Annotated in this window: 26 protein-coding genes and 1 pseudogene; 20 read left to right on the top strand and 7 right to left on the bottom strand. The window is 52.9% G+C overall.

All coding sequences use genetic code 11. The annotated features are described in order from the left end of the window. The first annotated feature begins 17 nt into the window (after positions 1-17). The 8 genes from ACU6TU_RS08215 (at position 18) to ACU6TU_RS08180 (ending at position 6032) form a co-directional block, all read left to right on the top strand. A complete protein-coding gene (locus ACU6TU_RS08215) occupies positions 18-395 on the top strand; it encodes a hypothetical protein (protein WP_447144064.1) in 378 nt (125 codons plus the stop codon). A gap of 3 nt (positions 396-398) precedes the next feature. Then, positions 399-1205 carry a YfdQ family protein gene (locus ACU6TU_RS08210; protein ID WP_447144063.1) on the top strand — a complete coding sequence of 269 codons (807 nt, stop codon included), beginning with the start codon at positions 399-401 and terminating at the stop codon, positions 1203-1205. A gap of 47 nt (positions 1206-1252) precedes the next feature. Next, entirely contained in the window at positions 1253-1795 is a 543-nt protein-coding gene (gene ssb / locus ACU6TU_RS08205) for a single-stranded DNA-binding protein (RefSeq protein WP_447144062.1), read from the top strand. A gap of 112 nt (positions 1796-1907) precedes the next feature. Beyond that, the gene (locus ACU6TU_RS08200) at positions 1908-2216 is read left to right on the top strand and encodes a hypothetical protein (protein ID WP_447144061.1); all 309 of its coding nucleotides are present in this window, start codon (positions 1908-1910) and stop codon (positions 2214-2216) included. Between the two features lie 73 nt (positions 2217-2289). Then, positions 2290-3975, top strand: coding sequence for a DNA cytosine methyltransferase (locus tag ACU6TU_RS08195; protein WP_447144060.1), 1686 nt, complete (start codon positions 2290-2292; stop codon positions 3973-3975). Positions 3976-4001: 26 nt separating this feature from the next. Then, positions 4002-4445: a hypothetical protein gene (locus tag ACU6TU_RS08190; protein ID WP_447144059.1), complete on the top strand. Its 444-nt coding sequence runs from the start codon at positions 4002-4004 to the stop codon at positions 4443-4445. A 328-nt stretch (positions 4446-4773) separates the two neighbouring features. Continuing rightward, positions 4774-4995: a DUF4224 domain-containing protein gene (locus tag ACU6TU_RS08185; RefSeq protein WP_447144058.1), complete on the top strand. Its 222-nt coding sequence runs from the start codon at positions 4774-4776 to the stop codon at positions 4993-4995. Beyond that, positions 4992-6032 carry a tyrosine-type recombinase/integrase gene (locus ACU6TU_RS08180; protein WP_447144057.1) on the top strand — a complete coding sequence of 347 codons (1041 nt, stop codon included), beginning with the start codon at positions 4992-4994 and terminating at the stop codon, positions 6030-6032. The genes ACU6TU_RS08185 and ACU6TU_RS08180 overlap by 4 nt, the downstream gene beginning before the upstream one ends. 283 nt (positions 6033-6315) lie before the next feature. Here the strand turns inward: ACU6TU_RS08180 and ACU6TU_RS08175 are convergent. Then, positions 6316-6468: pseudogene (locus tag ACU6TU_RS08175) on the bottom strand (peptidylprolyl isomerase); the annotation flags it as partial. 21 nt (positions 6469-6489) lie between these two features. Between ACU6TU_RS08175 and ACU6TU_RS08170 the strand changes: the two are divergent. Genes ACU6TU_RS08170 through ACU6TU_RS08160 form a run of 3 tightly spaced genes read left to right on the top strand, consistent with a single transcriptional unit; the run spans position 6490 to position 8533 of the window. Then, the gene (locus ACU6TU_RS08170; protein WP_447144056.1) at positions 6490-7683 is read left to right on the top strand and encodes an NnrS family protein; all 1194 of its coding nucleotides are present in this window, start codon (positions 6490-6492) and stop codon (positions 7681-7683) included. Between the two features lie 53 nt (positions 7684-7736). Further along, the gene (locus tag ACU6TU_RS08165; protein WP_447144055.1) at positions 7737-8123 is read left to right on the top strand and encodes a SirB2 family protein; all 387 of its coding nucleotides are present in this window, start codon (positions 7737-7739) and stop codon (positions 8121-8123) included. Positions 8124-8158: 35 nt separating this feature from the next. Further along, complete coding sequence (locus ACU6TU_RS08160) at positions 8159-8533, top strand: YbaN family protein (RefSeq protein WP_447144209.1); 375 nt, start codon at positions 8159-8161, stop codon at positions 8531-8533. 29 nt (positions 8534-8562) lie between these two features. Here ACU6TU_RS08160 and ACU6TU_RS08155 read toward each other — a convergent pair whose 3' ends face one another. Next, complete coding sequence (locus tag ACU6TU_RS08155) at positions 8563-8979, bottom strand: DUF488 domain-containing protein (protein WP_447144054.1); 417 nt, start codon at positions 8977-8979, stop codon at positions 8563-8565. 164 nt (positions 8980-9143) lie between these two features. On the opposite strand from ACU6TU_RS08155, the gene ACU6TU_RS08150 reads away from it, so the two are divergent. Next, positions 9144-9671 (top strand): HPP family protein, encoded by a 528-nt coding sequence (locus ACU6TU_RS08150; protein WP_447144053.1) that lies wholly within the window; start codon positions 9144-9146, stop codon positions 9669-9671. Between the two features lie 22 nt (positions 9672-9693). On the opposite strand, the gene hmpA is transcribed toward ACU6TU_RS08150, so the two are convergent. After that, on the bottom strand, positions 9694-10866 hold the full coding sequence (gene hmpA, locus ACU6TU_RS08145) for an NO-inducible flavohemoprotein (protein WP_447144052.1): 1173 nt from the start codon (positions 10864-10866) through the stop codon (positions 9694-9696). 134 nt (positions 10867-11000) lie between these two features. Between hmpA and ACU6TU_RS08140 the strand changes: the two genes are divergently transcribed. Continuing rightward, positions 11001-11450, top strand: a complete 450-nt coding sequence (locus tag ACU6TU_RS08140; RefSeq protein ID WP_447144051.1) for an Rrf2 family transcriptional regulator — start codon at positions 11001-11003, stop codon at positions 11448-11450. 204 nt (positions 11451-11654) lie between these two features. Further along, positions 11655-11813, top strand: coding sequence for a hypothetical protein (locus ACU6TU_RS08135; protein ID WP_447144050.1), 159 nt, complete (start codon positions 11655-11657; stop codon positions 11811-11813). 91 nt (positions 11814-11904) lie between these two features. Here ACU6TU_RS08135 and ACU6TU_RS08130 read toward each other — a convergent pair whose 3' ends face one another. Further along, positions 11905-12756, bottom strand: coding sequence for a sulfurtransferase (locus ACU6TU_RS08130; RefSeq protein WP_447144049.1), 852 nt, complete (start codon positions 12754-12756; stop codon positions 11905-11907). Positions 12757-13211: 455 nt separating this feature from the next. Between ACU6TU_RS08130 and ACU6TU_RS08125 the strand changes: the two genes are divergently transcribed. The 5 genes from ACU6TU_RS08125 (at position 13212) to ACU6TU_RS08105 (ending at position 17710) form a co-directional block, all read left to right on the top strand. Next, positions 13212-13877 carry an ABC transporter permease gene (locus tag ACU6TU_RS08125; RefSeq protein WP_447144048.1) on the top strand — a complete coding sequence of 222 codons (666 nt, stop codon included), beginning with the start codon at positions 13212-13214 and terminating at the stop codon, positions 13875-13877. A 46-nt stretch (positions 13878-13923) separates the two neighbouring features. Beyond that, positions 13924-15084, top strand: a complete 1161-nt coding sequence (locus ACU6TU_RS08120; RefSeq protein ID WP_447144047.1) for an ABC transporter ATP-binding protein — start codon at positions 13924-13926, stop codon at positions 15082-15084. 2 nt (positions 15085-15086) lie between these two features. After that, positions 15087-15818 (top strand): ABC transporter permease, encoded by a 732-nt coding sequence (locus ACU6TU_RS08115; RefSeq protein ID WP_447144046.1) that lies wholly within the window; start codon positions 15087-15089, stop codon positions 15816-15818. Positions 15819-15870: 52 nt separating this feature from the next. After that, the gene (locus ACU6TU_RS08110) at positions 15871-16752 is read left to right on the top strand and encodes a glycine betaine ABC transporter substrate-binding protein (RefSeq protein WP_447144045.1); all 882 of its coding nucleotides are present in this window, start codon (positions 15871-15873) and stop codon (positions 16750-16752) included. Between the two features lie 115 nt (positions 16753-16867). Then, a complete protein-coding gene (locus ACU6TU_RS08105) occupies positions 16868-17710 on the top strand; it encodes a nitrilase-related carbon-nitrogen hydrolase (protein WP_447144044.1) in 843 nt (280 codons plus the stop codon). Between the two features lie 91 nt (positions 17711-17801). On the opposite strand, the gene ACU6TU_RS08100 is transcribed toward ACU6TU_RS08105, so the two are convergent. Genes ACU6TU_RS08100 through ACU6TU_RS08090 form a run of 3 tightly spaced genes read right to left on the bottom strand, consistent with a single transcriptional unit; the run spans position 17802 to position 21536 of the window. Continuing rightward, a complete protein-coding gene (locus ACU6TU_RS08100; RefSeq protein WP_447144208.1) occupies positions 17802-19292 on the bottom strand; it encodes a CoA-acylating methylmalonate-semialdehyde dehydrogenase in 1491 nt (496 codons plus the stop codon). A 19-nt stretch (positions 19293-19311) separates the two neighbouring features. Next, positions 19312-20595, bottom strand: a complete 1284-nt coding sequence (locus ACU6TU_RS08095; protein ID WP_309655377.1) for a M24 family metallopeptidase — start codon at positions 20593-20595, stop codon at positions 19312-19314. Positions 20596-20654: 59 nt separating this feature from the next. After that, positions 20655-21536: a HalD/BesD family halogenase gene (locus ACU6TU_RS08090; protein WP_447144043.1), complete on the bottom strand. Its 882-nt coding sequence runs from the start codon at positions 21534-21536 to the stop codon at positions 20655-20657. Between the two features lie 149 nt (positions 21537-21685). On the opposite strand from ACU6TU_RS08090, the gene ACU6TU_RS08085 reads away from it, so the two are divergent. Continuing rightward, the gene (locus ACU6TU_RS08085; protein ID WP_447144042.1) at positions 21686-22585 is read left to right on the top strand and encodes a LysR family transcriptional regulator; all 900 of its coding nucleotides are present in this window, start codon (positions 21686-21688) and stop codon (positions 22583-22585) included. Positions 22586-22728 lie beyond the last annotated feature (143 nt).

The raw sequence follows: 22728 nt of genomic DNA, 5'->3' as shown, positions 1-22728 counted from the left end.
GCAAGAGGCAACACGCAATGGAACTTAACCCGCAAGCATTCACCATGATGCTGGCCAAGCTTCGGCGTGGCCAAACGCTGGAAGAACTATCTGAAGCGCTGGTTGAGGCTCAGGAGCGCTGCAAAGACACAGGCAAAATGGCCGAGATCACGCTGAAGGTAAAGATCAAGCCAGAGAAAGGTATGCCAGGCATGTTCATGCTGTCCGATGAGATCAAATCACGACTTCCTGAGTTTGATCGTGGCGCAAGCGTCATGTTCGAAGACGCCAACATGCAACTGCAACTGGAGGACCCCCGCCAGCAGAAAATGGACTTGCGCGAAGTCGAGCTGAAAAAGCGTGAAGCCAAGCAGTTAGAAGAAGAAACCAAACCCACCAAACTTAAGAAGGTGTAACCGATGACAGAGCTAAACCAATCGTTCGTTGCTGACGCTATCGCCGCTGGAACGCAGATGGCAGGCTTTGACCCAGAAAAAGATGAAGCCGTCATGCTGCCGGATGGCTATCGCCTCGAAGACCTGGAGGAATACCGCGAGTCGCCGCGGCGAACGCGCCACAATGTCAGCATTCACAATGCCGCCGACTTCACGACTTACGTCAATCGCTTTAAGAATGAAGCAACGACGGTATATGCCGATCTGTCTGCGACACGATTCACGGCGGTGATTGATCACCCTGATAAGGATGCGCCCGCTTGGGGGCAGCATCGCGCCACATACGCCTGCCCACACTCACGCAGCTGGAAAACTTGGTCAGGCGCTGACGGTAAGAAAATGGTGCAGCAAGACTTCGCCAAGTTCATCGAGGACAATCTGCCCGACATTCAAGAGCCGAACGGCAGCGACATCCTCACCGTCAGCCGAACCCTGGAAGCCAAGAAGAAAGTCGACTTCCAAAGTGGTGTTCGCCTGGATAACGGCGAGGTGCAGATCACCTACAACGAAGACATTCAGGGAACGGCCGGCAAAGGCACGATTGAGATTCCCGAAGTTTTCAAGCTGGGAATCCCGGTGTTTGAAGGCGGTGACCACTATGCGCTTGATGCCCGTCTGCGCTATCGCATCAATGACGGTCAGCTTGTCATGTGGTTCGACCTGCTGCGCCCTGAGCGACTGCTGGAAGATGCGTTCGCGCAGACTATGGTGAGCATTAAAGAGGCGCTTGGTGATGACGTGATGATTTTACACGCCGACGCGCCGCGCTAAGCGCTTAGCTATATAGGGCCTTCGGGCCCTTTTCTTTTGGAGGTCACATGGCCCGAGGCATTAACAAAGTCATCTTGATTGGCAACCTGGGCCAAGACCCAGAAGTGCGATTCACCCAAGGTGGTAACGCTGTCGCTAATCTGAGCATTGCCACCAGCGATACCTGGATGGACAAGCAAAGCGGTCAGCGCAAAGAGCGCACCGAGTGGCACCGCGTCATCCTGTTCAGAAAGACCGCTGAGATTGCTCAGCAATACCTGCGCAAAGGCTCAAAGGTCTACATCGAGGGCCGCTTACAAACACGTAAATGGCAAGATCAGAGCGGCCAGGACAAGTACACCACCGAGATTGTTGCCAACGATATGCAAATGCTGGATAGCGCAGGCCAACAACAAGCCCCACAGCAAGGTGGATACCAGCAACCACCTCAGAATCAGCAACGCGGTGGCTACCAACAGCCACCGCCAAACAATTCAGGCTATGGCGCGCCACAGCAGCCCCAGAGCCAGCGACCACAACAGGGGCAGCAACCGTATGGCGCGCCTGACCCTTCGCAGTACGACGATTTTGATGACGAAATTCCGTTCTAGAAAAGAATAACGTTATCGTAAATTATTCTAAAGAAACGTGATTGTATACAAGGTTGCTTCGCTAAATACATATGCAGCATTACCGCTGCACACTAAATATACGAGGTAACCAATGATTAAATATCAAAAAATCGCGTTCATTTTTCCAGGCAAAATGATTCGTTTAGAAATCGACGCATATCCAGAAATCAACCGGTACGAATACTGGATCATTGATAATGACTGGACGTTCACCCAAGTTGCAATTGCCTGCTCGCCCACGGCTGCTTTGGGACACTCTTTTCAGACCATATTGAGAATGGCTACCGAAATGCCCAAAGAGATCTGGGTTGATCCTGTTGAAGAGTTCATTTCAACACAAGAGACGTTGTGTACGCTTTCTCGATGCAATATGTGGACAAAAAAAGTTAGTTACCACTAATAAACATTAACCTAACTTTTTGATAAGCCAATATAAACCCCGCTTTCCTAGCGGGGTTTTTTATGGAAAAAATATGATTACTCAGACGACGATTAGCCACTTTCACCTTTTCTGTGGCCTGGGCGGTGGCGCGCTGGGCTTCAATCGAGGCCATGCCCGCGTTGGCAATACCGAAGCCAAGTTCCAATGCGTAGGTGGTATCGACGTAGACGCAGGCGCTATCGCTGACTTTCAACGACTAACCGGCACGCCTGGTACTGTGCTGGATATGTTCAGTCGCGATCAGTACGAAGCTTTCCACGACCATGAGCCACCCAGCGATTGGAAGGAAGCCACCCCCGCAGATATCCAGGCAGCAGCGGGTAACCAACGCCCTAACATCATCTTTCTAAGCGCGCCATGTAAGGGCTTCAGTGGCCTGCTTTCTCAAACACGTAGCACCACACCGAAGTATCAAGCTCTAAACCAGCTCACTGTTCGAGGTATGTGGCTAGCCTTGGAAGCTTGGGCCGACGATCCGCCAGAGCTGATCATTTTCGAGAATGTTCCGCGTATCGCCAACCGTGGCCGCGAGCTGCTGAACAAAATCACCAGCATGCTGCAACGCTATGGGTATCACGTTGCCGAAACTACCCACGACTGCGGCGAAATCGGCCACCTAGCACAGTCACGCAAGCGCTTTCTCCTGGTGGCACGCCATGCTGAGAAGGTCCCGCCGTTCTTGTATGAGCCGGTGAAGCGCCCGCTAAAAGCCGTGGGTGACGTGCTTGGGCAAATGCCGTTACCTGGTGATGAGCTTGCCGGGGCAATGCACCGCATTCCTCGCTTGCAGTGGAAGACGTGGGTACGCCTCGCATTCGTTGAGGCGGGCAGTGATTGGCGATCTCTTAACCGTCTGGGTGTGCAAGACGGTTATCTAAGTGACTACCTCATTGTTCCGGATTATCGAAGCGGCTACATGGGCGTCAATAAGTGGGACAGCTACATGGGTACCGTCGCTGGACGCAGCACGCCGACAAACGGCACGTTCAGTATCGCAGACCCACGTTTCAATCAGTCCGCTAAGTGGAAAGATGGCCAAGCTTACGGGGTACGACGATGGGATGGCCCGACAGGCGCTATTACAGGCCAGCAGTCGCCCGGGCAAGGGGCTTTTGCTGTCGCCGATCCACGCCGCAAAGGCCCATCGTATGGTAAGTACTCAATCACGCCCTGGAATAAGTCCACCGGTACAGTGATATCAGGCAGCACAACCGGACAAGGCGCATTTGGTGTTGCCGACCCTCGCCCTGGTCTAAGCCGCTCGAAAGGCGACCATTACTTAACCGCTGGCCATTATGGCGTTGTACCGTGGCAATCATCGTGCGGCGCTGTCTCGGCTTCCGCTGGCCATGACAATGGCAATTGGTCAGTGGCAGACCCTCGTCTACCTGAACCTAATGACAAGCTATTGGCTGTGATTCGCTCACTGGATGGAACCTGGCACCGCCCTTTTACCACTTTAGAGCTTGCCGCTCTGCAAGGGCTAGTTAATCCCAGCGAACACTTGGAGCTTGAAGGGTTAAGCGATAGTGCTTGGCGTGAACGCATCGGCAATGCTGTACCAGCCCCTGCCGCTGAAGCTATCGCCAGCGTGATGGGCACCACCCTGTTACTGGCATGGTCAGGAGAAACCTTTGCATTAGGAAGCACGCCTATCTGGGTGCGCAACGTTGCCGCCAGTCTATCGATTCAACAACCAAGCCCCACCATAAACTAAAAAGTGACCACTTCACGAGGTAAAGCATGAAGCTCAATATCACTGCTCACATCATCGGCGATGATGAAAATGATAAACGCCCGCTAATAGCGGGAGGAAATATCGAAATGGTCAGCGCCCTGGGCGACCTAAAAGCAGAAGTCACTGAGGGCAAGCACAAAGGGCGCATCATCGAGGCCTTTGCTTGGCTCGCTTGCGATGACGAAAGCGCGACAATCAATATTACCGAAGCCTCAACGGGCTACTGCCTTGAGCGAATACAGGCTATTGCCGTCATAAACGGCAAGCCATGTAGCGCCACGAACCTACCGGACGAAGCGTTATGGAACATGACGCCCAACTTCATGGACGCTGCCAAGAAAGCGGGGTTCTATCGCTTCGAGAAAGCAAACGATGCAGAAGCCGACGTTCTTTTCGAACGCATAAACGCTTTGCCGAAAATTAAAACAACTGGATCGTTAGTGGCATAAGAGAAACATGAATTATTACCCAAAACCCATCATGTGCATGACGTGCCGCCACGCCATAGCAGACTGCGGCCATCTGCCCTTCTCCAGCATGCCCATACTGAGCAAAAGCAAGCACCGCATCATTGTCAGCTGTAAGGAGTACCAAGATGCTCGACCAGCTCCCAAACGCCAAACGAATCGCCGCACAAGTAGTGCGTAGCCGGATACTCGACACGCCGATATGGCGACTATCGACACGACTGTTTAAAGACTATCGCCGCCAGTGAGCGGTTTTTTTGTGCCTACAGGCCCTGCTTGGGCCTCGCTGTCCACCAAGAGAGACGCCATCATGGACCTGTTATTAACGCCTGAAGAAATAGAAACCCTGACTGGCCGCAAACGATCAAAAGAGCAATGCACCGCTCTTGACGCCATGGGGGTACGTTGGAAGGTCAACGCCAGCGGCGCGCTGATCGTTGGTCGACGCCACGTTGAACAAGTGCTGTGCGGTGAAAATATCAGCCAGTCACCAGAAACCAAGCGACCTAATTTTGAGGCCTTACACGCATGACGCAGGAAAACCCAGGCATCCCCCGGGTGTATTGGAAAAGCGGCGCATGGAGGTACAAGTGCAACGCCCGCCAGAAAGCACTGGTGGGCAAAAGTTGGATACGCCTGGGGGAAACAGCCACGGAAGCCAAAGCAGCGTATGAGCAATGGCAAGTACGGCTATTCCCCAAAGCGGGCATGGGCCGCATCTTTGACCGCTATGAAGCAGAAATCATACCCGCCAAGCCTGCCGAGGCCACACGCCGCTCAAATATCCAGGAGCTGAAAAAACTGCGCATCGTCTTTGCTGAATGCGAGCCGGAAGATATCAGCGTACATGACATTTATCGTTATATGGATGCTCGCGGCGTTCAGTCCAAAACACAGGCAAACCACGAACTATCATTACTCAAACACATTTTTCGGTACGCTCAGCGCTGGGGCATTGTCGAGCATAACCCAGCCGATCCGGTGGCAAAGTTTAAACTGAAACCAAGGGATCGATACATCACTCATGCTGAGTTCAGCCGCTTTATAAAATTCACGTCACCATGGGTGCGTCGGTACGCCCTACTGAAATACAAAACCGGTCTACGTCAGCGAGATTTGCTGACACTTCGCCTGTCGCAGTTCACCCCAAGCGGCATTATCCTGAAAAGCAGCAAAGCCGGTAAGCAGGCGGTGATTCCATGGGACGATGAACTAACGCGCTTGGTGGAAGAGATAAAAGCCGACAACCTGCTGCGCGGCAGGCAAGGCCCTACCCTCTTTTGCAAGCGTGATGGCATGCCATATAACAAAGACCAGTTTCATAGCCGCTGGCAATACGGCATGCGTAAGGCTATGCACGAAGGCCACACCGAGCGATTCACCGAACATGACTTACGCGCAAAACATGCAACAGACGCAGAAGCCCAAGGGCTGGACGTTCAAGCAAACCTTCAGCACAGTGATAGGCGAACCACAGAAATTTACCTGCGTGCAAAACAGGTCCTGAAGGTCAGCACATTAAACGCTGATATTTTCACAGGTCAGGAAAATACGACCGATAAAGGGTAACGAAAAGCGCGCAAAGAACGGTGGGTAACTAGCCTAAAACGTAAAGTATAACGCCTAACCGTTATACAACTACACGTTAAACTACTGATAAATATACTTAAAAACACATTACATTTACGGTCTTGAAAACCGGCAAGGGTCAATAGCCCTTCCAGGGTTCGAATCCCTGTCCCTCCGCCAAGACTCTATAAGACCAGCTATTTACAGCTGGTTTTTTTATGTCCAACATTCAGTCCACCGAATCTAAAATACTTAGGTGACTGGCATCGCGTAGTATACCCCACCCCTCCTTACGGGCATCAATTGGCACCAGATACCAGCCATAACGGGAGGCCAACGGCCGGTCATGCAAACCAACCGGAAGGTGATGCAGCCCACGGTCAAGCTCTTCCACGGTTTGCCCTGGCGCCAGCCATACTAGTTCTCCGCCCTGCTCTCAAGGCACTCAGGTATTACCATGAAGGCATCAACGATCACGGAGCACTTCCCCTTGACGCGCCTGGCATTCAGGCCGTTGTTCCTCCTCGGCGCCCTGTTCAGCATCCTCGCCATGCTGGCCTGGCTGGCGTTCTGGCATGGCAATCTTTGGATTACCCCCTATGGCGGCATGCTGTGGTGGCATCAACATGAAATGCTGTTCGGCTTTGGCAGCGCCATCATCACGGGCTTTCTGCTCACCGCCGTGCAGAACTGGACCGGGCGACCCAGCCTGTCCGGGGCACCACTCTTAGGCATCGTGCTGGTCTGGCTTTCTGCCCGCGTAATGTTGGCGTACCCAAGTAACCTGCCCGACACCCTGATAATGCTATTAGATGTTGCTTTTCTGCCCTTAGTGGGCTTGGTAATGGCTAGACTCGTTATCGCCGCCAAGCTGTGGCGTAACCTGATTTTTGTGCCTGTCCTGCTGTTATTGGCTGGCGCAAATATCGCCATGCATCTTGGCGTCAGCGATGGCAATGGCGTACTGGTTCGTGATGCCAGTCATTTGACGGTATTGCTAACTGTTCTGTTGATGGTGGTCATGGGTGGCCGTGTGATTCCGTTTTTCACCGCTCGCAAGCTGGGCGTCCAGCAAGCGTCGCCGCCACGTATAGTGGAAACAGGCAGCCTGCTGAGCATGGCAGCGGTCGTGTTTGTTCAACTGCTGTCCATGCTGAACGTTATGCATGCCGATAAGCTGATGACCGTTTTAGTTCTGGTGGCAGGTGTGGCGAATGCCTGGCGTCTGGCATATTGGAAGGGCATTCGTACCTGGCGTGAACCGCTACTCTGGGGGCTTCACCTCAGCTATGGATTTATTGCCGTCGGGCTTGTGCTTTGGGCCTGGCAGTTAGCCAGTGGCGCGCGGGTGGAAGCAGCACTGCATGCCTTGGCTATTGGCAGCATGGGTACCATGATGCTGGCCATGATGGCGCGTGTTTCCCTTGGCCACACCGGACGAATGATTCGCACCTTACCCGGTATTGGTATCGCTCTATCCATGCTCGTCGTGGCAGCACTTGCCCGCTCGGTATGGCTTATTCTGTACCCGGCAACAAGCCACTGGGTCTATAGCCTGGCGATTCTGCTGTGGTGCACTGCCTTTTTGATCTTTGTTGCGCACTACAGTGTGCCGCTGCTAAGTCCCCGTTCGGATGGCAAGCCGGGGTAAAGCCGATTTTTGAATGAGAGTAAACCCCTTAAACCAGCATCCAGGATGCCTGCATGGCGGAACATTATCTTCTGATCAAGCACTGGCATATGTCAGCGGCCTATCTGAGCCTCATTTTTTTTGTGATACGGGCTTTCTGGTCTGTGCGCGAAATGCCGGTACTTAACGCGCGCTGGGTAAGGGTTGTGCCCCACATTATCGATACCACGCTGCTGACCTTCGGGGTACTACTGGCTGTCACACTCAGCTTATGGCCGCTGCCAGAGTGGCTGGGGGCAAAGATTACGGCGCTGATAATCTATATTCTGCTGGGCACCGTTGCCATCAAACGTGGCCGCACTCCAAAGATACGGGCGGGTTCTGCCATCGCCGCCGTTATGGTATTCATCTATATTCTGGGGGTCGCCACGCAGCGGTCGGCGTTTTCCTGGATTGGATAATCAGAACCTAGCGGGAGGGAGGTAGACCAGTGAACATGAAACAGCTGGCCTGGTGTTCTTTGGCGTATGGTTGTATCGGTCTGTGTACGGCAGGTATTGTGCTGCCGCTTCTGCCCACCACGCCCTTCCTGTTGCTGGCTTTCAGAGCCGCCACCAAGGGGTCGCCCCGCTTGGCCCAATGGCTGTACAACCACCCACAGTTTCATCCTTACCTTGATGCCTGGCAGACACAGCGGGCCATACCCGGAAAAGCTAAATGGCTGACATTGATACTGCTCTCTGCAAGCTGGCTAACGCTTTTCCTGATGGACGCGCGCCCACTACTTTTGATCGTACTTTGGCTTTTTTTCAGCGCTGTGACTGCGTTTATTTTCACGCGACCCACTACCAATACTTACACATCACGTTAACGGAAAGACGGACATCGATCACTCAGAGATCATAATGTATGTGCCCAGCACGGCGGGGATGAAGGTTCATTATCTTCGGCGTCTTCCTTCTCAAGCGCCTGCAGAACAGCGGCTTTTAAAACCGGCAGATGAGAGTTTTCCACTTCACGCGCAGCGGTCAGCAATGTCAGACGCCCTTCTCGGGCATACCGCATCAGTGGCAGCAGTTTATCTGGGTTATACGCTAACTCTCTGGTGTAGCGCTCAAAAAACTCACTCCGCGTGATTTTCCCCTGATGATACTGACGCCTTAACTCTGATGCAGGCGCGGCTTCCTGATACCACTCCTGCAACGCGAGTTCATTGCGCTTTTTACCTCGAGGCCACAACCGATCGACCAGTACCCGGGAGCCATCCTCACCTGCGTCCGGCGCATAAATACGCTTGAACATAATCTGATAGGACATCTCTTTTCTCCTTTTGGTATCAACCAAAGGTGAGCATTGACGAATGTTGCGATTCCTTGAGCCAAGTGAATATTTCGAATATGAGCATGAGGAGACTTCACTTGTATCCAATTAAATTATTGGCATAATAAAAAAAGTTTCTATTCTTTTAAGAAATAATCGACATGCGATTCTATCTGGAAAAAATGCGTGGTGAGCGCAGGACACGGTCTTTTGTTGGCTGGCATGATGCCTTCTGGTCATGGGTTGGTGCTTTTTGCGGCATGGCGATCATATGTTTACTCAGTGCTGGCTGGCTATCTCAAGAACTGCTTATTGTCGGCTCCTTTGGAGCAACGTCGGTGCTTATTTATGCGGCACCTGAAAGTCCCTTTGCTCAACCCAGTCATGTCCTTTTTGGCAGCGTCATTTCTGCTTTCATTGGCGTCGCCTGCTACAAAGTGCTGGGTGCGAGCCCAATCGCCATGGCACTGGCTGTTTCACTTGCCATTCTGGCCATGCAACTCACCCACACGGTACACCCACCCGGCGCAGCCGCCGCACTGATCGCCGTTGCCGGAAGTGACAGCGTTCAGCAGTTGGGGTGGTGGTACCCTTTCATGCCCATTGGGGCTGGCTGCATTGTGATGTTGATCGTCGCGATTGTAGTCAACAACCTGGCCAGACACCGAAGATACCCAGTGTATTGGTAAGCAGACTTCCGACGGTGAAATCTTACGCAGCCTCGAGCGTCGATTCCGGGCCGAAATGTTCAAAATGTCGCCTGTCTGCCGCTATCCCCAAGGTTTCCAGGCTTCTGTTAACCGCCGCCATAAAGCCATGTGGGCCAACAAAATAGCAACGGGCTTCCTGTGAGGGAAGGTACTCAGCCAGTAACGACTGATCTATGCGCCCTTGATGGTCACCGCTGTCATCATTTTCGTAAACCGTCACAATGCTCAAACGCTCGGGATAGCTTTGATGCAGTTCCGCCAGTGTATCCGCAAACGCGTGGTGCCTGGCATCCAGCGCAGCATGCAGATAAATGACCTCACGTCCCTGCTGTAAAGCCTGCTTGGCAATCGGCAACAAGGGAGTCTGCCCCACACCACCACTGATTAACATCAGCGCCTCTTGTTCCCCCGATAGTGTCAGATTTCCTGCTGGAGGCAGCAACTCAAGCGTTTCTCCGACTTCCATGCGGTCATGAAAATGTCGGCTTGCCAGCCCCTTAGGCTCGCGTTTGATTGATACTCGGTAGGAGCACCCATCCGGCACATCCGACAAGCTGTAGTGGCGATACACAGGCTCTCCGTCGATGATCAGTCTTACACCGATATACTGACCCGGCATATGTGTTGCCACCGCCCCGCCATCTTCCGGTTCAAGCCTGAACGAGCGGATGACACAACTTTCCTGGCGAACACCAGCAATGCGAAAAAGACGTGTCCCGCGCCAGCCACCAGACGCAGCAGCGAAAGCGTCATAGCGCTCAGCCTCCAGCTCAATCAACAGGTCTGCCAATTCCTGATATAGCGCGCCCCATGCATCGGCTATCTCGGGCGTAACGGCATCACCCAATACTTCTGCAATCGCTGCAAGCAAGCATTCACCCACAATGGGATAGTGCTCAGGCTGAATGTTCAGCGAAACATGCTTATCCACCACGATCGCAAGTGTCTCGCGAGCCTTTTCAGGGTTCGAGCGCAGCTGAACGTAAGCCAGCACCATGCGCGCCAGTGCCCGCGGCTGTTGACCATTCTGCTGATGAGTTTGATTAAATAACGGCATCACCTGCGGATATCGGGCAAACATCAAGGGATAAAAGTGAGCAGTGATAGCGTCAAGGTGTTCTGCGACAACAGGAGCCGTCGCGTGAATGATTTCTTCCTGGGTAGTTTTCAGCATGTCGGTCTCTTAAGATGCATTAATAATACATCTTTAAAGTAACAGCTTCGCCCGTAAGGGTAAACACATCACTGCAGGTTTCTCACCACACGCAAACGCCGTACAATGCAACCTTCAATGGCCTATGGCATTTTATGCACCTTACCCGATTTACTGACTATTCGATTCGTGTGCTGCTGTTTCTTGCGGTCAAAGACGGTGAGCGTACGACAATTAACGAAATTGCGGAGACCTTCTCGATCTCACGCAATCATTTGATGAAAGTGGTCCAGGAGCTCAATCAGAAAGGTTATCTCGCCGCAACACGCGGAAAGAACGGCGGTTTGAGTCTCGGCAGAACGCCCGACAGCATATCGATCGGCGCTCTGGTTCGCGATACCGAGGAAATGCCTCTCGTCGAGTGTTTTCGCGACGACAACGCTTGCATCATCACACCATCGTGTCGTCTGAAACCTATTCTCACTGAGGCTCTGGATGCCTTTGTGGCGGTATTGGATAATTACACGTTAGCGGATCTGCTCGAAAATCGCGCTCCACAACTTTCCCGATTGATGCATATCGAAAGCGTCACCGTGAACGACTAAACCCTGCCGAGACAAGCATCTAGTAAAGCCCGCCTCCCGCCAGAATTGCGCCGTAAATACCCACAATGATTCCCGACCGGCATTACGGTGCCCACGCATAAATATGCGCACGTTATATCTAACATGACACCGTGCAAAAGAATTCCCAGCGTTGCTGCGTGGTGATGGTTGCCTACGGTGTCTATTACGGGTTTGGTATCACCGATGGCCACAATGAACGAAAGCTGGCCATTAATATTGGCCATTGTCGTCACTATATTTACGTCGTTTTTTGTACAAGGCTCGGAGGGTGCCACCTTTGGCATCATTCCTTCCATCAAACGCCGTATTACCGGGCAGATTTCCGGGATGGCGGGGGCTTAGGGTAACGTCGCTGCAGTGGTTTATCTGACGATATTTACCTTTGTCACGCCTACACAGTCCTTTTACATCCTGGCAGCAGACGCTAGCGGCACTAGTTAGATACTGGCAGCGACGCGTCGCTACCCCAGTCCGCCCAGGAACCGTCGTACAGCGACAGCTGATCATACCCCGCCAGCTCAGCTGCCAGCAGAATAATGCAGGCGGTGATACCGGAACCACAGGAAAACACCACCGGGTTCCCATTACCGGATTGCAAGGCCGGAGCCAGCGATGTAAATGTTGCCACCAGTTCGCTGGCAGGCTTGAAACGGTATCCCTCCAACACCTCGGTAAATGGCAGGTTGCAAGAACCGGGAATATGACCGCCGCGCACACCTGGGCGGGGTTCGGGCATCTGTGCCAGAAAACGCGCACGCGACCGGGCATCAATGACAGTTACACGATCATCTTCCAGATGGTGTAAAACGTATGCCGAGTCTTGAACTCGGTTATGGTCAAGGTTGGCGATGATGTTGCCAGGGGTTGCCGCATTGGCAACCGGCGCAAAAACGACCTCCCGCCTTTCGGCCAGCCACTGCGGCAGGCCACCATCCAGAACAAAAACGTGTTTGATCCCCATCGCCCGAAAAATCCACCAGGCCCGAGGCGCTGAATAAATACCCTGGTTGTCATAGACCACCACCAGGCTTTCGGCCGTAATGCCCAACCTGCGAGCTTCCTCAGTGACCTGTTTCTCAGTTGGGAAGGCATGAGTCTGAGAAGAGTCGGTGTCGCAGAGCCCTCCCTCCAGATCAACCTGATAGCTACCCGGTATCCACATCGGTCGATCATAGACAATTGGCTCTTTACCAATAACAGTCGCCATGCTCGCGTCAATCAGCACCAACCGCTTATTATCCAGGTTTTCCTGCAGCCATTGAGTCGTCACAAGAAGTGAAAACATAGTGTTCTCCAGTCTGAAATGGAAATCCGTAAGATTATTTTAGAATAAGTATCGAGAGACAGTTTTCGGCCGGTGAACACTCCTTCCCTTGGAACCCAACTTCGATGACGGTAGGTGTCCACCTATTACTTAGTGGACACCTGTCATGAATGAGTTAAGCGTATTAAAGAATCGTTACCCCTACCCCATCACCCGCGCAGCGGACCGTAACAGTATTGATCATAAAATCGCTTCCATAAAAATTAACTATTACGCCCCCTGATTGTACCTATTACCCATCGTCATGCCCATTTCCCATAATTCAGCTACTCTTTTGGTAAGCTGCATTTCTTCTAAATACTGGCGCCGTGCCCTGACGAGCTCCGTTTTAAGCACCATCAGTGTGTATGAGCTTTTTTAAAACGGCGATTAGTACTCTTAATAACGAGCAACGCTACATAACAAGGAGGCAGCGTTTGGAGCTATTTCTCTACGCCTTGGATAATGCGGGTCTACTGCTAACGCGCACGATTGAGCATATTGCGCTCGTAGGTGTCGCTGTTGGCATTGCGACCTTGACCGGCGTGCCGATTGGTATTGCTATTACCAAAAATGAACGGGTAGCTCAGGGGGTGCTTTATATAGCCTCCATTATTGTCACCATTCCCTCAATCGCGCTTTTTGGCATCATGATTCCCGTTTTATCGCTAATCGGGCATGGCATCGGTTATGTGCCGGCGGTTATTGCGGTACTGCTCTACTCTCAACTGCCCATCATTCGCAACACATACACGGCGATCAATAACGTCAATCCTGCATTGCGGGAAGCCGCAAGAGGCATCGGCATGAGCCCTAACCAGCGCTTGCGCTTGGTCGAAATCCCGCTTGCGGTACCGGTCATCATGGCAGGGGTTCGCACGGCGGTTGTGCTCAATATCGGCGTTATGGCCATTGCGGCTTATATCGGCGCTGGCGGCCTTGGCACTTTCATTAGTCGCGGTATTTCTCAGTCTGATCCGCGTCAGCTGATTGTGGGAGCAATCGCCGTCAGCTTGCTGGCGATTATCGTTGACTACTCGTTGCTGTATTTACAAAAGCGCCTAACCCCTAGAGGGATGAGCCGTGAGGCTGCAGCGAGCTAATGCCTTTTGCCAGATACCATTTCGACTATAAGAGACACACACCACTATGATTCGACTGGATAACCTGACGAAGGTGTTCGATACGCCAAAAGGTGCTGTGGTTGCTGCAGACCATATCAATATGGAAGTGCCGGAAGGGGAAATCTGTATCCTTATTGGCCCCTCAGGCTGCGGCAAGACCAGCACACTCAAAATGATCAATCGGATCATCAAGCCCACCACCGGAAAAGTGTTTATTAATGGGGACGATACCACCGGTCTCGATACCCAAACATTGCGCCGTAATATTGGCTATGTGATCCAGCAAATCGGCCTGTTTCCTAACATGACGATTGAGGAAAACATTACCATTGTGCCGAAGCTATTAGGCTGGGATAAAGCCAGGTACAAAGCACGGGCGCGCGAGATGATGGCGATGGTCGCATTAGAGCCGGATGCCTTTCTCAAACGCTTCCCTAGTGAATTATCCGGTGGCCAGCAGCAACGTATTGGTGTGGCCCGCGCGCTAGCCGCCGACCCGCCGGTCATGCTGATGGATGAGCCCTTTGGTGCCATCGATCCGATTAATCGAGCGGTCATTCAAGATGAGTTTTTGAAGATGCAGCAAGAACTCAACAAAACCATTATGTTCGTCAGCCATGACATTGATGAAGCCATCAAAATGGGCGACCGCATAGCGGTTTTCCGTGAGGGAAAGCTGGTTCAGTACTCCACCCCCGATGACTTGTTGGCGGGCCCCAAAAACGCCTTTGTGGAATCATTTCTGGGTGAAGACCGCGCGCTTAAGCGCTTAAACTTGGTTAAAGTGCGCGAAATTGTCACTGACGAAATTGGCACGGTCGTGCCAAGCGATACACTTGAAACAGCGTTGGCGAAAATCGAAGACTACGGTTACCAAAACGCCATTTTGATGGTCAATGAGCGCCGACAACCTGTCGGAATTATTAACCGCTCTATCGCTCGCACCACCAAAGGCTATTGCCGCGATCACTTTCAAGCCATCCCCGCCGTTGTCGGCCTTGATGATGACCTGCGCAAAGCCGCCTCATTAATGTTTGCTCACGACCAGACTTGGCTTCCATGTATTAATGAAGAAGGAACCGTGTGCGGCCAAATCACCCAGCGCGCCATGACCAGCCACCTAGGTGCACGCTATCGCGCACGCCAGGGGGATGACCGCAAGCCATCGGCGGCCATTAAGGAGTGACCATGCCTATTCGATCCATAAAAGGGGCGCTTAAGGTATTGGTGCTGGTGGCCATTTTTTTCGCCGGCGTATGGAGCCAATCTAGCGGCGTCATTGACGACTTTATCTGGTATCTACCGGACGTTCAGTATTTGATGGTGCAGCATATATGGCTCACGTTAATGTCGGGAAGCCTGGCAATTGTCGTTGCCATTCCGCTGGGCATTGTGCTGTCGCGCCCCAGAATGTCGGGCGTAGCGGAGTCTCTAATGCAAGTGCTCAACGTAGGGACCACCATCCCGACGCTTGCTGTGCTTGCGCTATCAATGAGCTTTTTAGGCATTGGCACGGTACCGGCCGTTTTTGGGCTCTTTGTGGCCACGCTACTGCCTATTACCCGTAACACGTACACGGGATTAAAAGGGGTTAATCCGGCACTCATGGAAGCGGCCGCTGGTATTGGCATGTCACCCATGCAACGGCTTTTCAAAGTTGAGTTACCCAATGCCCTCTATGTGATTTTTGCGGGGATGCGTACGGCGCTAACGATCAACGTGGGCACGGTGCCCCTGGCGTTTTTGATCGGCGCAGGCGGTCTCGGTGAGCTGATTTTTACCGGCATAGATCTTTACGACCCGGTCATGATGCTATCAGGCGCTATTCCTACGGCACTTTTAGCCATCGTGGTCGACGCCCTTATCGCGTTGATAGCGTTTCTCCTGGTTCCCCGTGGGGTTAACCCCGGCCGAGCCTAATCCTTACACGCCATCAATACTTAAGTTTCACTAATAAAAGAAGGACCCGATGATGAAAACATTAACGACAACACTGACAAGTATTGCCCTGGCAAGCAGCGTTTCGCTTGCTAGCGCCAACGAAATTAGCGTGGGCGGTAAGAACTTTACCGAGCAGCAGATCCTTTCCACCATGACAACACAGTACTTGGATGGTTTGGGTTACGACGTCGATAACCGCTCAGGCATGGGCTCCGCCATTTTGCGCCAAGCCCAGGAAAACGGCCAGATAGACCTTTATTGGGAGTACACCGGCACGTCGTTGATCAACTACAACGACATTACCGAAAGCCTAAGCCCCGAAGAAACCTACCAACGGGTCAAGGAGCTCGACGCTGAGAAAGGCCTAACCTGGCTTGAGCCGTCCGATGCCAACAATACCTATGCGCTTGCCATGCGCGAAGCGGCCGCCGAGGAACGCGGCATCAAAACCCTCTCCGATTTGGCCGACGCGGTTAACAATGATGAAGGCCTGACCTTTGCGTTGAACGCCGAATTCTACGCCCGTGAAGATGGCTGGCGTCCGCTGATGGAAGCCTACGATTTTCGTGTCGGCCGCAGTGAAGTGAGCCGCATGGACTCAGGCTTAGTCTATCAGGCGCTGCGTGATGAGGAAGTCGACGTTGGCTTGGTATTTGCCACCGACGGCCGCATCCCCGCGTTTAACTTTTACGTGCTCGAAGATGATCAGGGCTTCTTCCCGGCTTACGCCCTCGCACCGGTGGTACGCACAGAAACCTTGGAAGCCAACCCTGAGCTTGCCGATCAGATGAATCGTCTTTCCGCCCTACTGAATGACACCACCATGGCCGAACTCAACGCCCGCGTCGATGTCGAGCGCGAGACGATTGAAGACGTAGGAGAAAGCTTCCTACAAGAGAATGATCTGCTGTAACACCCGCTAGGCGCTCGTTCATGGCACTGGCATAATGCCTTGCCGTTACACCGCAGCAAAAGCCGTCCCAAAAAAGGGCGGCTTTTCTTATGCAATCGTTTACCAGAGGCCCGTCATGCATTATCAAGACAAGCTTCGCGTTGGTGCCGCGCAAATCAACACAACACTGGGCGAGTTGAACGCCAATATCGACCGCCATTTGACGCTAATTGCCGAGGCACAGCATGAAGGCGTGGAATTACTGGTGTTCCCCGAGCTTTCACTAACGGGCTACCGTTTGGCCAGCCGAGTCATGCAGGTGGCAATGCCCTTGGAAGACCCGCGTCTTAGAACACTAGCCGACGCGTGCGGCGCGATGCAGGTGGTGGTGGGTTTCGTGGAAGAAGCAAGCCCCGGCGAGTACTACAACGCATTGGCCATCTTTCAGCACGGCCAACTAATGGCTGTGCATCGCAAGCTTAACCTGCCTACCTATGGCGGGCTGGAAGAAGGCAAATGGTTTACCCATGGCAGCGAACTGACACACACCGATATCTGCCCTGGCTGGTCGGCCACGCAGCTCATTTGTGCCGATTTATGGAACCCGGCGCTAGTGCATGCTGCCTTGCTTGCCCGCCCGACAGTGCTGTGCGCGCCAATTAACTCAGCCAGTGGCATCGTCAGCGACGACTTTTCCAATGAAGAAAACTGGGCGTTGAATACGCGGTTTTACGCCATGACCTATGGCACACCGGTCATTATGGCGAACCGCTTTGGCGCAGAAGGCGAAAGCCATTTCTGGGGCGGCTCGCGCATTCTCGGCCCGGGGGGAGAAACACTCGCACAGGCTGACGACGAAGAGACACTGATTATGGCGGATCTTTCCCGCACCGCGATTGCCAAAGCCCGCTTTGAGTTACCCACCCATCGTGATGCCGATACTCCCCTGGTTAGGGAACTGATGGCGGGTTATCGCTAGCAGCGCCGAATAGCCCGCCAGAAAAAGTCACTGACGAGCAGGTCTCTCAATATTCAGCGAGAAGGAAAACGTTCAGCAGGAATGAAAGCGTTCAATGAGAGGGAAAGTTAAACTGTGCCGTCTCTTGCGCACTTTCCGTCGGCCAGCGTTGTGAAATCGCCTTACGCCGAGTATAAAAGCGCACGGCATCGGGGCCGTAGGCGTGCAAGTCACCAAACAGTGACTCTTTCCACCCACCAAAGCTATGAAAAGCCACCGGTACAGGAAGCGGCACATTGATACCCACCATGCCGACTTCAATTTCATCGGCAAAACGACGCGCAGCCTCGCCAGCGCGGGTAAATAAGCAGGTGCCATTGCCATACTCGTGGGCATTAATCAGCTCAACGGCTTGATCAAATGTCTCCACGCGAACAACGCACAATACCGGGCCAAAAATCTCGTCTTGGTAAATAGGCATAGTGGAAGTGACATGATCAAATAGCGTTGCGCCAAGAAAATACCCTGGGGCGCTTTCCACCAGCGGATGTTGGCGACCATCGAGTTTTAATACCGCGCCAGCTGATTCGCCTTGAGCGATGTAGCCTGCCACTCGATCACGATGGGCTTCGTTCACCAAGGCACCCATATCCAGACCCGGTTCCGTGCCGGGCCCAATATTAAGATGCTTTGCTTTTTCCGCAATCTTGCCTACCAGCACATCAGCGGTTTGCTCGCCCACACACACCACCACCGAAATCGCCATGCAGCGCTCACCGGCACTACCGTAAGCGGCGCCAATCAAGGTATTGGCCGCATTTTCAAGGTCAGCATCAGGCAGTACTACCGCATGGTTTTTCGCTCCACCCAATGCCTGTACCCGCTTACCCAGCGCGGCACCACGCTGATAAATCGCTTTGGCTACCGGCGTTGAACCAACAAACGACAGCGCTTTAACGTTGGGGTGTTCGACGAGTGCCTCGGCAGCTTCACGATCGCCTTGTATGACGCTAAACACACCGGCTGGAAGGCTCGCCTCTTCAAGAAGCTCTGCCATTTTGATGGCCACCGAAGGCACCTGCTCTGACGGTTTCAAAATAAAACAGTTACCACACGCAATCGCCATGGGAAACATCCATAGCGGCACCATCGTAGGGAAGTTAAATGGTGTGACGCCAGCAACCACTCCCACCGGCTGATGGTTTGACCACGTATCAATGCCTGGGCCAGCGTTATGGGAATACTCCCCTTTTAAGAGCTCGGGAATGCCACAAGCGTACTCGACATTTTCGATACCCCGCTTGAGCTCCCCCATGGCATCTTCCAATACTTTGCCATGCTCTTCGCTAATCAGCTCACATAACGCATCAGCATCACGCTCTAACAGCATTTTAAAGCGATACATGACCTGCGCACGTTTGCTGGGCGGCATGTCACGCCAGGTAGGATACACCGCTAATGCTTTTTCCACGGCGGTATTGACCAGTTGCGTATCCGCCATTGCCACTTGGCGAACCGGCTTAGCAAACGCCGGATCTACCACGGGTAAATAACGTCTTGCTTCTATAGGGTCCCCACCTATCCAGTGGGGAACAGTCGTCAGCGATGAATCAAACACGGGGTTACACTTCCTTTTTTAGCAGCTCGTCGTTGAAGGGGTAGCGTGAAAGTTTTTCGATACCGGTATCGGTAATCAACACTTCTTCTTCAAGTTTGACGCCATCGGCCGCGCCGACTTCACCAATGTAACTTTCGACCGACACCACCATGCCCGGCTCAAGGACACCGTCTTTAGAGAACCTATCAAAGTCCATATGGTGCGCTACCAGAGGCGTCTCGCCATGCATCCCGACACCATGAATAATCGACGGATAACGGCGGTCGATAAAGCGCTCCGGGATTTTCCAGGCCTGCTCAGCAATTTCACGGTAGCTCATGCCCGGCTTGAGTAAGCCCATGTTGTGGTGTACCTGATCGTACGCCATGCGATAAATTTCGCGCTGATAGGCCGAAGGTTTACCAGGCCCAACGTGGAACGTACGCGAAAAATCTGAATAGTAACCGTGACAGCCAATCGTGTCGGTATCCAGCGCCACCAGCTCGCCAGGGCGAATCTTGCGGTCGCTGGCTTCGTTAAACCAAGGGTTTGTTCTCGGCCCCGAAGAAAGCAAGCGGGTTTCGATAAACTCACCGCCCCCTTTGATCACTTCGCCGTACATGATGGCAAACAGTTCGTTTTCGGTGATGCCCGGTTTAATCGCAGCTTCGACTTCCGCCACGGCGGCTTCACTGGCGGCCATTGACTGCGCTAAGCAGGCGATTTCCTCTGGTGTTTTGATGCGACGACAGTGAAGCGTATCCTGCATGCAATCATAAACATCAAGCCCCTGCGCTTCTAAGGCACGCGCGAGATTAAGCGCACAACGGTCGAGCCCGACTTTCTTATTACCCTTGCCGTGCTCTTTGACCAGTTCGGCAATCTCGACACCAAAGGGGTCAGACGACATGCCATCGCGCTGATTCACTGCCGACCACACCACCTTAGAGGTGCGTGCTTCATCAATGGTCTCAAGCCAAGTCGACACATGCGCACTGCCAGGGTATTCAAACAGAATAATCGGCCCTTCCAGCGGTACATAAACGTAACGCGTGGAGTTGCGCAGGAAGTAACCAAACATATTGCGCGAGCCTGTTGCGTAGCGCTGGTTATTCGGGTCAAACAGCACCAATGCCGCATAGCCTTCTTCCGCCATCATGGCGCGCAAACGCTCAAGGCGGCCAGCGCGCAGCTGCTTGGGATCAAACGCCGTGGGGATACTATCGCCGTTCGCCATCGGCGCCGACGGCACCACAGGAATCTGATCCGGTTCGTTATCGGTAAGGTTTTCGCTTTCGACAATACTCATGGTATCTCTCGCGTCAGGGTTGGGTTCGCGTATGTATTGAGGGAACGTTCAAACGCAGATCAGTCTGCCAGGCTATCGCTACGCTGCATGCCATCTTTAAGGATTCGTTCATGAACCGGCGCCATGCGGCCAAAGATGCGCTCAGCACGCTCCGGTCGACCCACAAAGCCAGGCTCTTTGGCGTAAGCAAAAATCACGGTGTGGCGCTCTTTATCACCGACAACCGGTGTCACGCGGTGAAGAGAGTAGCGGCCAAAGAACACCTGCAAATCCCCTGGCTGAAGATCCAACGCTTTCAGTTGCGAGCGATCGCCGTCGATCACTTTTTCAACCCCGTCAAAGTTTTCCCCTTCGGGGCTACGGATACCCGGCGCATACTCAAAACGACCACCACCATGAGATTGCCGTGTCATCATGGTGACAATGAACTCGTTGGTATCGTAGTGCCACGGATGCTGGCAGCCCTCACGCAACACGTTAACCACCAAATCCGCCAGCGGATCAGCATACTGATGAACCTCTTCCATGCCGACGACGGCCCCAATAAAGCGCTGAAATTCAGGGTTTTCATATACCTGACGAATAATGGTGTCACTACCGATACGGTCTCCGGCCACAAAACCATTGGTGCGATCATCAAAGCGGTTTTTGGGGTGCGTAGCCGGCAGCGATGGGTCTCCTTCACTGTTATACGGATTTGTCTCGGTTTGATTGTAGTGAGCATCGGGCGATAATCGCTCTGTTTCCCGCTCCAGGCGCTCTAACGCTTCCTCGGGAACAAAGTTTTTCAGCACAACGCAGCCGTCTTCGTCTAGCTGACGGCGACACTGGGTGATTAATGCTCGCCCGGTGTCGGTGTCCAGCGCATCAAGGGGGTATGTTTTGAGATCAATAAGGCCATCTAGGGCGCTCGCTGAAGGCGCAACCGCATTCGCTTGCATGAAAAAACACTCCTGTCTCATTAACGTTTTGAATACGACATCGCGTTGAATAACGTCGCGTTTAATTGCGTTTTAGACAGAGTAGTGATGGATACCTCATAATAAAAATGAATAGTTAAGATACCACCCATTTAAAAGGCTCATGCATTATGGATACGGACTTACTTCGCGCTTTTGTCACCGTAGCGGAATGCCAAGGGTTTAGCGCCGCCGGCAAGGTCCTTCATCGAACCCAATCCGCGATGAGTTTGCAAATCAAGCGCCTTGAAGATCAGATGCGCCAGCCGCTATTTGAACGCACTAGCCGTAGCGTGTTGCTAACGGCAGCTGGAGAGCGATTGCTGCCTTACGCACGTCACATGCTTAAATTAGAAGATGAAGCTAAAGACCTTCTTAGGGGGGGAACACATGGTGAAATCATTCGGCTGGGCACCTCTGAAGAACAGGCGGCGACCTACTTGCCTGAACTGCTACCCCGCTTTTCGGCACAGTTCCCCCATATTCAGCTAGAGGTGCAATGCGATATTAGCGATGCGCTGGTGAAGCGTTTTCAAGAAGGACTGCTGGATGTAGTGCTATCAGTAAGACATAAGCCCACCCAATCTGGGCAACTGCTTGGGTGGGAGCCAATGGTCTGGGTGGTCGCGGAGCACGCCCCTCTGGCGCAATGGCCAACCCTACCCCTGGCCCTAAACCCGGAGGGCTGCATTTTTCGCGCACATGCGCTGTCAGCGCTCGGGCGTGAGGAGAAACGCTGGGAACTTCGTTACGTCAGCCAATCCCCGACCGGCATTAATATCCCCGTGCAAAATGGGCTTGCGCTCACCGTTAAGACACCGCGCAGTGTACCGTCAGGTTGCCGAATTGTAACAGAGGCAGATGGATTGCCTGACTTAGGGCACGTGGAGATAGAGCTTCACCAGCGCCCAGGGCATTCCAGTGAAGCTTTTCAAGCCTTTTGCCAAGCACTCGAAGCGGTTGTTAACCAGCACGACAACATTGCATGCCTAGGTGACGGATCCCGGCTGATATCTGATCCTGCCCAATAACAATAGGCACCAGCATATTCGCTGAGACCATTCTTGTGTAATGTCGTGGATTAATCTATAAACACTTACTTACTGATAAAACAAACAGTAAAGAGACTCGCGTTCCCGATGGAGTCAATGTGGCACAACCACTCTCTTCGCAC

The sequence above is a fragment of the Halomonas sp. LS-001 genome, from assembly GCF_052983955.1.
Note: the sequence above shows the minus strand (reverse complement) of the source record. Positions and strands in the feature narration are given on the sequence as shown.